The sequence below is a fragment of the Lewinella sp. JB7 genome (assembly GCF_024297185.1).
GTDB lineage: Bacteria > Bacteroidota > Bacteroidia > Chitinophagales > Saprospiraceae > Neolewinella.
The window spans coordinates 223,308-236,580 of sequence record NZ_JANCTD010000008.1 but is presented as its reverse complement, the minus strand read 5'-3'; the positions used below and the strand labels follow the sequence as shown (position 1 = coordinate 236,580).

Genomic DNA, 13,273 nt, shown 5'->3' with positions numbered 1-13,273 from the left:
ATCCCAGTCTATGAACAAACGTTTACCCACCGCCCTGTGGGTGGCTACCCTCCTATTGGGGACCGGTATGCTATCCGCCCAGTTCCCCGTCGCTAAGCCCGCCGCCGAACGAAAACCCGATCCGCTCGCTCAACTCCGCACTCTTCGGCTGGTCTTGCCCGACGGTGTAACCACGGATGTGCTGCTTCAGGACATGCCCGTCATGGAACCCGGGCTGGCGCGCGAGAAACCCGCCATCCATACCTACCGCATCGATAACGCCGAAATCCGGGGAGCTATTACCCTAAGCGCGGGGAAAGTATACGGAGACGTACTGTACCGGGGGCAGTGGTTGACCGTGCGGCGGATCAGTTCCGCGGATAAGCCGCTTACACTACGGGCGGAGGCCGGTCCTACCGACAATAACGACGCGCCCACCCAACGCCCCTGTGGAGCGGAGAGTCTCCGCAGCCCCGCTCCGGTAGGTGGAAGTGCCGTTACTTTCCGGTCCGGGGCGGCCTCCCTACGCAACGGCGCCACTAAACGCACCTACCGGGTGGCCATCGTCGGCACCGGAGAATTTTACCGCGGCAACGGGAACAATACCACGCAGGCCACCGCCGCAATTGTGCAGACGATCGCCTTTGCCAATCTGATTTTCGAAAATGATCTGGCCGTTAGTCTCACCCTGGCCGGTAGCAAAGTCTACGAAGACCCTGCCACCGATCCTTTTCGGCCCGACACCGAGGGTGGTGACCAACGCGTTAATCAGGCCGCGGAAGTGATCGCGCAAAACTTCGACGGAGAAACGTACGATATCGGTATGGTCTTTCACAATACTAACGGGGAAAGTAGTTGGACGGGCGGAGGCGTAGCGTACCTCGGCGTCGTATGTGATGACGTACTACTTCCCGACTTTGATACCGGCGATCTGCCCAACGAGCCCGACGGAAAGGACGGCCCCTATAAAGCCGGAGCGTGGAGTGGTGCGTACGACAATACATACATCGGCTGGAAACGTCTCGTCACTCACGAACTCGCCCACATGTTCGGCGGCTCCCACACCTTCAACGGTAGCGGCGGCGGGTGTACGAACAACATCGCGGATAATTCGGCGGTGGAGATCGGCAGCGGCACCACCCTGCTCAGCTACGCCGACCTCTGCAACACGGAGCAAAACATCGCCTACGACCCGGAGACCAGCAGCTACTTCCACCAGTACTCCATCGACCAGATGCTGGATTACCTGGAACGGCAGGCCTGCGGCCAGGAGGTTTCCTCGGGTAATACGCCCCCGGTGGTGACCGCTAACCCGTGCGGCAATACCACTACCATTCCCAAAGGTACCCCCTTCCTCCTCCGCGGGGAAGCCACGGATGCCGACGAGGACCTGCTTACCTACTCATGGGAACAGATTGATGACGACGGCGTAGGCGCACCCTCCCAGGGGGCTACCCTCACCCAGCCCGGATCCGACGCCCTGACCGCGGGAGAAAGCACCGTGGCCCCTCTCTTCCGCTCCCGCCCGGCTTCCGACGAGGCCGTCCGCTACTTCCCGGAGGGTGCCGATGGTCAGCCGACCGAATTCGAAGTCCTGCCCGAAGTAGCCCGTTCCATGACTTTCGCCCTGACCGTCCGCGACAACCACCCGGGCGCGGGGGGGATCGCGAGCGAATCCGTCGAAATCACGGTCGCCGACTCCGGCCCGCTCACCTTCGCCGGCCCCACCGCCACCGGGGACCTGAGCGCGGGTAGTAGCTATACCTTTACCTGGGAGACCAATGGTTCGGACAACCTCTGTGACCAGGTCGCCATCGAGATGGCACTCAACGATTCTCAGCAATATCTCTATTCGCTCGGCACGGTGAGTTACGCGGCAAAGACCGCCACGCTGCAGATTCCGCCCGGCGTACCGGCCACCGACCGCCTGCGCTTCCGGCTCATCTGCTCGGATCAGCCCTGCCAGACCTTCTATGCCGTGGATACGCAACTACGAACCCTGACTAACGAAAGCTGTGCGGCTTCTCCGAGTAACGTATACCCCGCGGAAACGATCTTCGCCGGCGTCGGGAGTGCCGAAGCCCAACTCGACATGAATCAGGTGGGTGGTCACGACTTCACCTTTCCGGTATCGGGGGCGCTTACCGGCGAATCCCCCTTGTCTGCCTATGCTTACCGCAGTGTAATTCGGCAAAGGGACGAATGTATGCAGGTGGAAGCGCCGGTCCCCGTAGAGAGCTATACCCTGATTCCGTCCCGCAGCGGAACCTTCCAGTTTAAGTTGTCGGATGCCGAGTTTGGTCTCGGCTTTACCCTGTTCGAGAACAACTTCGATGCGGCGAACGGCTGCGCTACTTTCCTGCAATCCACGTTCAGCAACGGCATCCTTCATTCGGACATCACGGTAGAAATGATCGCGGGACGAACGTACGTACTCATCGTATCGACCTATGACGATACCGCTCCTACCCGTGATGAGTTTAATGTCTTTAAATACAAGGTCAGTGTGAGCATGGAACCCGAAGGCAACCAGTGGTCGGTTCCTTTCGCTTCCACCGAGGAATACGCGTACAGCTACCTGGCGGTCGGCCAGGAAGACAAGCGTATTCGCGCCGTCAGTGCCCGGGCGGATTTCTCTCTTCTCTCCGCGGGTGAATACCGCGTATATGGCGTTAACCATTCGGCGGACGCAGCAACTGACGCCTGGGTAGGGCAGCCCTTTAGCAGTATTACCGACGGCAGCGCCGACGGCCAGTGCCTCCAACTCAGCGACAATTCGCGTCGCCTGAGCTTCTACGGTGCGCAGGCCGTGGTACCCGTCGAGTGGCTATCCTTCACCGGGGCGGCAACCGCTGACGGAATCGACCTGGAATGGACCGTTGCCGATCAGCGCCAAAACGACTATTTCGAAGTACAGGGGTCGAGGGACGGCAGGGTCTGGCGGAAACTCGGCCAGGTAACCGGGGCGGGCAACCGAATCTCCGAAGCTACTTACACCTTCCTGGATACGGACCCACTGGACGGTAGCAACCTCTACCGTCTCCGGCAGGTGGATTTCGACGGCACCAGTGAGCTGTCCACCGTTGTTTCCGTTGACTGGCGACGACCGGTGGCCGCGATGGTCCTCTTTCCGAACCCCTTCGGCGACGAATTTGAGGTACGCTCTCCCGAAGCGCGTACGGAACGGCCCGCCCTCTACGACCTCCACGGTCGCGACCTGACGGCTATGCTGCGGTTCGACCGCTCGTCCACCCTACTCCGGGTGGACGCAGCCGCACTACCCGCCGGCCTGTACCTGCTGCGGTGGGGGGAGGAAACGCTGCGGGTGGTGAAGCGCTAAGGGGGGCACTCCTGATTAGTCAGCTTTCCGTGATGATCGTTGCACCCGCGGCCCCGCCCCGTGCGTCGTTCGGATCAGAGTACCCGAACGACGCGCCGGCTGATGGTGGAACCACTGCGGACGCTTACCACGCAGAAGAGCGGCTCCTTTGCGGAAGTGCCGCGACGTAAGGCAGCGTGTGGAATGCGCAGGCGATACGTGCCTCCCGTAGTCGTTTCGACGTGGTGATACCGGACGCGACCGAGCACGTCAATGAACTGCACGTTCACCTGTCCGCCGGGCATGCCCACGACTTCCAGTTGTACATCTTCGCCGTTGGAAGGATTGGGATACACAGTGACCCCACTGAGGGGAAGGATGCGATCGTGGACCGGATTCAGCACGTCGCCGCACGACAGCGTATCCAGTTGCATACCGACGACCCGTTCGAAGAGCAGGCGGTGGCCGATATCGTTGAGGTGCACCCCATCGCCGCTATCCAGACTATCGATGATGTAGCCGTTCTCGGCCGCTACTCCGGTCCAGAAGTCGATGGATCGCGACCCGTAGATCCGAAGAATAGAATCCCGCACCTCCCGCTGCAGGTCCACTTGGGTAGTGTTAGTGAAGTTGCGCGGCTGGGTGGTGGCGACGTATACGACAACTCCGGCTTCCTCCGCGGCCTCGACGATCGTGGCGAAGTTTCTTAGTTGATCGGCGACGGGGTAATTGTTGGCCGCGTCGTTGGAGGGCATATTGACGATGATGGCCAGGGGGTCCAGCGAAAGAGCCTGGGTAACGTTGCGGGTGACGTCGGGCGTGACATTTACGTTGGCCGGAATGCTGGTTCCCGTCGGCAGGATGTGGTAAGTCGTGTAGCCTCCGCGCCCGAGATTGACGACTTCGAACCGCGTGTCGCCCTCCAACGAACGGGCGTACCGGTTTACCCATGCGCTGTCGGGGGTGGAAGCACCCGTACCCTCCGCCGTGGACGAACCTAGGACCACGATGCGGCAACTCGTGGTATCGGACGATATGGTAAAGAATCCGTCGCTGGTATCCCGCAATTCGCCCGACTGTATGCGCACGAGAGCCGAGTCCGTCGGTTGATCGGGAACGGTCCAACCGTAGGTTCCACTCGCTCCCGGAACCGTATCGATGAGCGTCCAGCTGCGGCCGGCATCCGTGGAATAATCTAGAACGACCTGCGCGAGGTTCCGCGACGACCACCGGATCGTCGGCTGCTTTCCGACTTGCCATACCTCTCCGCCGTTCGGACTCAGGAGGGTCAGCGAAGTACCTCCGGCGGGCGCCTGGTTGGGATAGGTAAGGCGCAGCACGCCGAGGTAATAAAAGCCCGCGCCGTTCGTGTTATTGGGCCCGGTAGAGGCGGTTACGCGGATCGTGCCCGCTGCGTCGGCCATGAGGCTCACCGTTGCCGTGTCGGCCGTATTGGAGGCAGCGTCGAGGTATACGGTAGCGGAAGTCGCTCCCTCCACCACGTACTGGGTTTCCCGGTTATCGGAGGCCGTGCGGGAGGCAAAGAGTTCGACGGTATAGGTTACCTCCGGTAAAAGCCCCGTGAGTTCCACTCCGCCGGTGGGTTCAATCTTTCCACTGAATTCCGTGACGCTGCCGAAGAAGCTGTCGCCGGTGGCCGAGGCGGGAAAACCGAGTCCGGGGTCCGGATTGACCGTACCGGCCGTGTTGAAACCGTTGAATGGATCGAAGATCCGTATACCGTAGCCCGACTGAAACCCGGAAGAGTTCAGCAGGTCCGCAATGGCCCCTTCTTCCGGATCGGTAATGTTGTTCCAGGGAGCGGCGGTCAGCGACGATCCTCCGAAGTCGACGAGTACCGTGTCGGCTACGTCCTCCCCGGCGGGCGGCGGCGGCGGTGGTGGCGGGGCATCTTCGGCGTCGTAGCTGACGGTGAGCGCGCCGAGGTAATAAAAGCCGGAGGGATTGTCGTTGTCGGGCCCCGGGCTGGCCGTCACCGTTATCGTGGAATCGGCCGTGGGACGTAGCGTGGCGGTGACTAACCGGTCCGTATTGTCGGCGGCGTCCAGGTAGAGCGTTTCTTCCGTAGCACCTACCAATACGTAGGCGGCCTGCCGGTTATCGGTGGCGGCCCGGGAGGCGAAGATCGTGAGGGTATACTCTTTTTCCGGTCGCAATCCCGTGAGCTCTACGGCACCCGTGGGTTGCTCCTGGCCACCGAAAGCCACCACGTTTCCGAAAAAACTATCGCCACTGGCCGTGGGTGGAATTCCGGTGCTCGCGGCCGGCTCCTGCGTACCGGCGAAGTTGACGTTGTTAAAGGGATCCGTTACCGTCAGTCCGTACGTCGTCAGATTTCCCAGCTTGTTGAGCAATTGTCCGACGGACCCCGCCGCCGGATCAGTCACGTTGTTCCAGGGGCTGGCCGAAAGGTCGCTACCGAAATCGATGAGCAGGGTATCTCGATCCTGAGCAGTTAAGGATGTGGTGGTCAGGCTAAACAGTAGCCACATCCACCCCGTCAGGGCGGCGTACGTAAAGTGTCGCATAGCGTAAGTATTCGGGTAATAATTGGTGACGAGCAGCAATATATTAGTTTTTCGCTCATTTATTCCCCGATAGTCAGACTCATTTTTTCCGTGTCCAGATAAGCGGTCGCTCCTACTGGTAGAGTGCTCATATGGTCTACGTGACCGATGGGAAAACCATAGGCCACCGGGATGCCCAGATCCCCCAAACGGTCCGTAAGCGTTTCTCGTAACGTAAGCGAGCGATCGTCGGCATCGGCTTCGCAGTCGGCGAAAACGCCCAGTACGATCCCGGCCGCTTCCTCCAGGGGCCAGGCCTGCCGTAATTGGGTGAGCATCCGGTCGATGCGGTAAGGTTTTTCCCCGATGTCCTCCACGAACAGCAGGCTTCCCCGCACGGGAGGGGCGTAATCGGTCCCCGCAACCGAAGCCAGTAAACTCAGGTTCCCGCCCCAGAGTGTCCCGGAGGCCTGCCCCGGCGTGATCACGTACGCCGCCTGGTCTTCGTCCACGGGGCGGATGTCCGCGTACTGCCCCTCCTGCATAACCGCGTTGATCAGTTGTTGGCGGGTATACTGAGACAAGTCGGTACTCCCCACGGGGCCGTGGTAGGTAACCAGTCCGGTACGGAGGGTGATGGCATTGAGGAGAGCGGTGATGTCGCTGTAGCCAAGCAGTACTTTCGGGTGCTCTTCGATCAGGCGGTAGTTCAGTTCGGGCAGTAACCGTCCGCATCCGTAGCCGCCCCGCCCGGCCCAGATACCCTTCACTTCCGGATCGGCAAACATGGCGTGAAGATCATCGAGCCGTTGCGTGTCGGTGCCGGCCAGAAAACCTCTTTCCTCCCGGATGTTCTTTCCCGGTTTTACGCGGAGGCCCAATTCCTCGATTTGTCGGTACGCCCGCTCCAGTCCGTCGTCGGTGAGGTAGCTGCCCGGGGTGATCAGGCCCACCGTATCCCCGCGGTGGAGGCGGTTGGGAAATATGCGGCGGCGGGGCGCGGGTCCGGTGTAGCCGAGGAGAGGCAGTGCGGGTATGGCAAGGAGCCGACGAGTAAAGAGCCTACGGTTCATCATACAGGGTTCGAATAGCCCAAGTACGGCAAAAACATTCAATCCGCCCGAACGGTCGCCACTCCGGTTCGCCGCGGGACCATCCGGTATAGCGACAAGGCCCCTAATCCGATGGCGAACATCCCAACGGCGACCCCGAGCGGAAGGGAAAGTTCCCCCATCATTTCGGTTTCCTCCAAGAAGGTTCCGGCAGCATAAGCAAGCGTGTTGTTGACCGCGTGCAGGATCACCACCAGTGCAAACGATCGGGTCCGGTAGTACAGGTACCCCAGAGCCACGCCCATCAGCGTAGCCGTAACTACGTGGGCGGGTACGAGGTGAGATAAACCGAACGTCAGGGACGTAAGTAGAATTGAGGTCCGCGGCGATCGCAAGCGAAGCATACGTTCTAGCAGAATGCCGCGGAACAAATATTCCTCTACGAGTGGAGCAAGCAGCGCGAGGGTAAGGAATGTGCCTACTCCCGTTGACAGTGAACTTCCCGCCGCCGGGATGAGGTCCGCCGTCGGCAGGTATCCGCCCAGACAACCTACCCCGAAACCGAATACGATGAAGGCAAGCGTGCAACCCAGCAGCATACGCTTGGGTATCGCTCCCGGATCGAACGATACCGACGGCCGGCCGGCCCGCCAGCGAGCGTACGCCACGGCGGGCAGACTTCCGAACAGGTAGACCAGCGGCATCGACCAATCCTGTACCGATTCCGCCGCCGCTCCTTCCCCCGTCGCCCACAGCGCTCCGATGAGTAGAACACCGACCACGAGTTGGCCGGCGAGGAGAAGAAAGAAGACCGTCAGCAGGTGACGGACGCGGGGGAAAGAATGCGAGCGCATGGGATAATGGTGTTTTGTTACCGCCAAAGTTCCCCCGCCGAATCACGAATGAAAAGGACACTTTCCTCCTCGGCGTTCCGCCCGTACAGCTCACTCTATTTCCTCAAATTCACTTATTTGTTTAATTATCAATAGATTACACGAACAGCGCTGCATACCAAGTTTCCGTCTACCCCTTCGTCCGACGTATCCGGGTGTACGTCGACTTCGTTGGCATTCCATTGCGGATGCGCCTACTTTTGGTGCACTAGTTAAAATGATACCTTCATGAGTGTTTTCCGCAGATACTTCCTCTATCTTTTCGACTGCCTCGTCATGTTGGGACTGTTGGGCGTGGTATTCTTCGTCTACCGGGGCGAGTTTCCCTTCCACTACGCTACCGACCGCTGGCTGGAAGTACTACTCGGCGGCAGTGGGGTCTACTTCACTACCCTGATCGGTAGTACCATCTACTGGTACATCGTGGATTATCATCCCTCGATCGTGCGATTCCGTCGGTCCCATATTCTTACCCGTCCCGATCATCGGTCGCCGGACGTCACGACGCGTTTTCTACGGTCCTTCGTCAAGGCCTTTACGCTTTTCGGCGGGGAAGTGCTTCTGCTCTTTGCGATCTTCAGTAGCGAACACCGGTTTCTGCACGATTATATTGCCAAGACGGAGCGGGTCCCGCTGACGCAAGTGGCCCGAGATTAGGCACGCCCACACGAAAAGCCCCCCACACGGGGGTGCGGGGGGCATGTAAGAAGACTACGAAATGTAATCTAGTGCAAACTGTAGGATGTTAGATGCCGTAGCTCACCCCGAAGGAGAACTCACGACCGCGCTCGTAACTCTGGAAAATGTACTCCCGGTCGAAAGTCGAGAAGCTCTCGAAGGCCGGGTTCAGGAGGTTGCGCGCGCGGAGGCTGAACTTGAAGTTCTGGACCTTCTTCGAAATGGATACGTCCAGTTGCCCGCGTCCCCGCTCGAAGATGTCAGGACTGCCCACGGCACCGATGCTCTGCAGACGGTCGGCGAAGTAGTTGTAAGCAACCATGACGTCCAGTCCGCGCTCCGCGTCACCGTAGCTCAGGTTAGCGTTGGCTACAAAGGGTGACTGACCGTTGAACTGACGGCTACCGCTGAAATCAGGATTGACTTCCTGACCGTCCGCCACCTCTTTTGCGTCGATCTGTTGATCCGCTTCGATGAAGGTCAGGTTGGTACCGAGTACGAAGCCGGAGAGCTTGTCCGACACGAAGGCCAGCGATTTGCGGGCTTCGACTTCCAGGCCGTACAGATTGGCCTCTTCCGAGTTGGTCCAGGTGAACTGCTGTTCGCCGGACAGGCGGAAGGTGGTGACGATGGGGTCCCGGAAACGCTTGTAAAAGGCGCTTACGGCGAGTACTTCTCCGGCGTTGGGGAAGATCTCGTACCGTAGGTCGTAGTTATCGACGCTCGTCAGTTTCAGGTCGGGGTTACCGAACACCACGGGCTCACCGAAGAAGCCGAAGGAGCCGAAGGGAGCGACTTCCCGCATGTTGGGCCGGGCTACCGTCTGGGTAAAGCTGGCCCGCAGGTTAGTCTTCTCGCCGAGTTTGTATACCAGGTTAAGGGCGGGCATAAAGGCCACCGTATCGATGTCGGCGGTATTGTTGTCGATACGCACGAGGTCGGGGTCGCGGCCGTTCTCGACGGCCTGGCGATATTCGTTCTCGACGACGTCGCTTTCCACCAGGATCCGGGTATTCTCGGCACGCAGGCCGAAGATCGCCTTCAGGCGGGGGGAAATCTCGTAGGTCATCATCGCGTAGGCGGCCGATACGTCGTAGGTGCCGGTGTAACTGTTGGCCAGGTTCGAGTTATCGTAGATGAATACGCCCACGGCGTTGCGATCGCTCACTTCCTCGAGGACGCCCAGGTTGCCTGCTCCGAAGTACACGTCGAAGTCTCCCCCGGCTTCGCTAAAGGAAATTCCCCGGTCGTTCTCGTAGGCGTAGATCGATTCATTGAAGTCCCGGTTCATGGTCCGGTACTGACCGCCGAACTTGATCGCGTTGCCGCGGCTGCGTTTTTGCAAGACGGGCACGGTGATGTCGAGTCCGCCCTGGTAGGTGTTGTCGGAAAGGTCGCGGAAGTACCGGCTCGGGCGGCTCAGCTGTGAGGGGTCGATGATGTAGCGCTCGCCCTGCTCGATGTATTCCGCGAAACGTAAGTCGGGTTCGTTCTGCTCGCTGTCCACGAAGTTGGCCGACCACTCGATCTTGGTATTTCCGAGTCCGGTGAGGGTATGTTCGCCCTGGACGACGTAATCGATCAACTCCCGTTCCATGAAGCTGGAGGCCTGGGAACGGTAGAAGTTATCCGCCGTACCGGCGGCACCCTTACTCTGGTTGCTGCCCTCCAGAATGCGTCCTTCCAGGAAGCCCTGGTGACTGTAGAGGGTGTAGAACGAAATGTTATTGGAAGGCGACGGGCGGAGGGTAAATCCGAGCATGCCCCCGAGCTTACCGGATTCGACGCTCTTGGAATCGCTCAGGTTATAAATTTCCTGCAGGTTCCCGTCGGCACCGCCGCCCGGGTTCTCGTAGTTTCCGCGGATACCGTTGGTGTACTGACTGAAGTCGCGGCTGTAGCTTACCGTGGCGAAGAAGCCGAGCGGCATGGACCCGATATTGAACTGGTTGCCGATATTGGCGCTCAGACTGTAGTCCGGTCCTACCCGCTTATTATTAAGATTGAAGGCATTGCCGAAGGAGTTGGCGACGTCCTCTACGGCCGAAGCGATTTCGGCGTTTCCGCGTGATTTCCGTCCGGCGGTGCTCAGGAGCGCGCCGAGGTCGTCGAGGCGGGGATCGTTCAGGACGTCGGGCCGGTCCAGGGTACCGTCGTTGTAACCAAGTCCGATCTGCTTGCCCCCGTTGTAGGTCAGGAAGTCGTTGCGGAAGTTGCTCAGGTTGTTGTACGAACCCGAAGCGGATACCCCCCAGGTGAAGCGTTCCGGCAGCGCTTTAATTTTGATGTTGACACTACCTCCGGTGAAGTCGCCGGGCAGATCGGGGGTGAAGGTTTTGCTGGCGACGATGTTGTCCAGTACGTTCGTGGGGATCAGGTCGAGCTGAGCCGAGTTGCGGTACGGGTCGATGCTCGGCAACTGCAGTCCGTTGAGCGTAGTGGCACTGTAGCGGTCACCGAGGCCCCGCACGTATACGTACTTCCCGTCCACGACCGTCGTACCGGTAACTTTAGTGAGGGCCGCCGCGGCCGTGCCCGCACCCAGCCGCTGGATCTCCTGGCTGGAGATGACGTCCTGGACCTTATCGCTGTTCTGGCGCAGCACCAGAACGGCGTTTTCGCTGCGTTCGAGGGCGGTGGCGGTTACCGTAACGTCGACGTCCAGAGCGATGCCCTCGTCGGCACCGAAGGTGACGTCGAGCACGGTCGTTTCGTTGGCGGCTACGTTCACCCCGGAGATGACCTGATTGGCGTAGCCAACGTAGGAAACCACGATGGTGTAGTTACCCGGGTCGGCCTGAAATTGGTACTTTCCTTCCAGGAAGTCAGTTTGCGCACCGACGGAGGTTCCCTCGATGACGACGTTCGCGCCGAGCATCGGAAAGCCGTCCTCGTCGAAGACCGTACCGGAGATTGCCCCCTTCTGGGCAGCGGCAAAATTGGCCACCAGCAGAAAGGCTACCAGTGATGTGATGCGTTGAAGCATGAAATTCATTATTTGATTGTGCACTAGATAAAATGAGGGGGGGGAGACCGCCACGCGGCTATCTCCCCCGCGTAGTTCGTAATCCGGTGGGCCCTAGTGGGCGACCACCATTTTTTGGAGCAGACGGTGCCCGTCGGCATCCAGAATGAGGAGGTAGCTCCCGTTGGGCAGCCCCGTAGCGTCGATGTACTCGGACTGTACGCCGGCGTCGTAGCGACGCGTGGTACGGTATAGCGGACGGCCCGTCAGGTCGATAAGGGTAAGGCTCACGTTGGCCGCCCTGGGCAACTCAAAATTGATGCGGGCCTGCAGGGAAGCGGGGTTAGGGACCGGGGCGTCGAGCATAAAACCGTTGGCTTCCACCTGGCCTACGCCATTGATTATGTCATTGGTCAGCATGTACTGCGACAGGGCGGTCCAGCCGTTGATCCAGCTGGGGGAAGTGAGGTCGAAACCGGGAGCGAAGGCGCCGTAGTAAGCAACCGTCTCGAAGCCTGCTTCCGCGGCCGGGGCGCCGGTAGCGGCGGCTCCGTAAGCGTACACGCGCGCGTCCACGTTGGCCCCGTCCGCGTCACGGTCTCCGATACCGTTCAGTTCGGGGTCGGCAATTACGTTGCCGTTCTGTAAGAAATTCGCGGCGACGGCGGCGGTACTGGCCTCCACTACGGCTTCGTTCTGGTCGACGGCCAGGAAGAGATCGGTGGCTTCGGTGCCCCGACCGAAGGCGAAGAAGTAATTATTGAAGAAACCGAGGTCACCGGCCTGAAACCGACCGTAGGAGTCTACTTCGGTGTCGGTGCGGTCTTCGATAGCAATGGCGGCACCGTTGAAGTCCGTGAAAATGGAGTTGCGGTAGTATCCGCCCGCATTGTCGCGGAACAGGACGCTCAGCGGCAGAGCACGGTTGGCATCTCCCCCGGGGGCCTGGGCGTTGCTGCCGATGCCGATGTAGGTAGCATTATAGATGGTAGGCCGGCTGAAGGGGGTCTGCTCGTCGGGGCTGGCACCGTCGTGTTCCCCGGAACGGCCGGTGGCGTCGCTGGGGCCCTGCAGCGCGAACCAGAACTGGCCGCCGCCGCGCCAGCCGTAATCGTAGTCAAAACCGTCATCGCCGCAGAAGGCTACGGAGGCGTGGGTCACCTTTACCGTACCGCCGAACCATTCGATGCCGTCGTCTTCATTCGCAAACACCTCGATGTAATCCACCGTCGTCCCCGAACCGACCCCACCGAGGGTAAGACCGTTAATTTCATTGTCGGTCGACAACTGAGCACCGCCGTGACGGATGGATACGTACTTGAGAATTCCGCTGTTATCGTCGTCTTCGGAACCCCCGAAGCGGGCCCGTTCCTCACCGGAATCGATGCCTTCGATACCGTCCTCGCCGCCGGGGCGGGCGATGGTGGCCTTACCGAGGATGATCAGTCCACCCCACTCTCCGCGATCCCGGTTATCGAAGTCCAGCAGATCGCTGAGGTCGTCGTCTTCCGCCGTAAAGATGATGGGAGCGGTGGCCGTCCCCTCGGCGTAAATGGATGCTCCCCGCGCAATGATCAGCGCGGCCGTGTTGTCTCCGTTGGAGATGTTCCCCTGACTCCGGCCCCGGATCACGGTACCGGCCGCGATGTTCAGACGACCGCCCTCTTCCAGGTACACTAATCCGTCGAGCAGGTATTCCTTATCGGCGGTCCAGTTGTTTGTAGTTCCTCCCTGCAGGTCGGCGTCGGTAACGATCACCGTCTCCTGAGCGGAGATGGCTGCGGAAGCGAACAGAGCAGCCAGAATAGTGGTAAATCTTAGTTTCATACGGTCAGTTGGAGTTGGTTGCTGGATCTTTA

At 60.0% G+C, this 13,273-nt stretch carries 7 protein-coding genes; 2 read left to right on the top strand and 5 right to left on the bottom strand.

Translation table 11 applies throughout. From position 1 onward, the window contains the following. The first annotated feature begins 10 nt into the window (after window positions 1–10). Window positions 11–3,319, top strand: a complete 3,309-nt coding sequence (locus NMA52_RS15305) for a reprolysin-like metallopeptidase (RefSeq protein ID WP_254828573.1) — start codon at window positions 11–13, stop codon at window positions 3,317–3,319. A 74-nt stretch (window positions 3,320–3,393) separates the two neighbouring features. On the opposite strand, the gene NMA52_RS15300 is transcribed toward NMA52_RS15305, so the two are convergent. Genes NMA52_RS15300 through NMA52_RS15290 form a run of 3 tightly spaced genes read right to left on the bottom strand, consistent with a single transcriptional unit; the run spans window position 3,394 to window position 7,732 of the window. Then, a complete protein-coding gene (locus tag NMA52_RS15300; RefSeq protein WP_254828572.1) occupies window positions 3,394–5,847 on the bottom strand; it encodes an SGNH/GDSL hydrolase family protein in 2,454 nt (817 codons plus the stop codon). 59 nt (window positions 5,848–5,906) lie between these two features. Then, window positions 5,907–6,902, bottom strand: a complete 996-nt coding sequence (locus NMA52_RS15295) for an LD-carboxypeptidase (protein ID WP_254828571.1) — start codon at window positions 6,900–6,902, stop codon at window positions 5,907–5,909. A 35-nt stretch (window positions 6,903–6,937) separates the two neighbouring features. Then, window positions 6,938–7,732, bottom strand: a complete 795-nt coding sequence (locus tag NMA52_RS15290) for a CPBP family intramembrane glutamic endopeptidase (RefSeq protein WP_254828570.1) — start codon at window positions 7,730–7,732, stop codon at window positions 6,938–6,940. 267 nt (window positions 7,733–7,999) lie between these two features. Here NMA52_RS15290 and NMA52_RS15285 point away from each other — a divergent pair, with 267 nt between their 5' ends. Next, entirely contained in the window at window positions 8,000–8,428 is a 429-nt protein-coding gene (locus NMA52_RS15285) for an RDD family protein (RefSeq protein WP_254828569.1), read from the top strand. An 88-nt stretch (window positions 8,429–8,516) separates the two neighbouring features. Here the strand turns inward: NMA52_RS15285 and NMA52_RS15280 are convergent, their stop codons facing one another. Together NMA52_RS15280 and NMA52_RS15275 are read right to left on the bottom strand one after the other, a co-directional pair. Beyond that, entirely contained in the window at window positions 8,517–11,435 is a 2,919-nt protein-coding gene (locus NMA52_RS15280; RefSeq protein WP_254828568.1) for a TonB-dependent receptor, read from the bottom strand. A gap of 93 nt (window positions 11,436–11,528) precedes the next feature. Further along, window positions 11,529–13,241: a T9SS type A sorting domain-containing protein gene (locus NMA52_RS15275; RefSeq protein WP_254828567.1), complete on the bottom strand. Its 1,713-nt coding sequence runs from the start codon at window positions 13,239–13,241 to the stop codon at window positions 11,529–11,531. Between the last annotated feature and the right edge of the window lie 32 nt (window positions 13,242–13,273).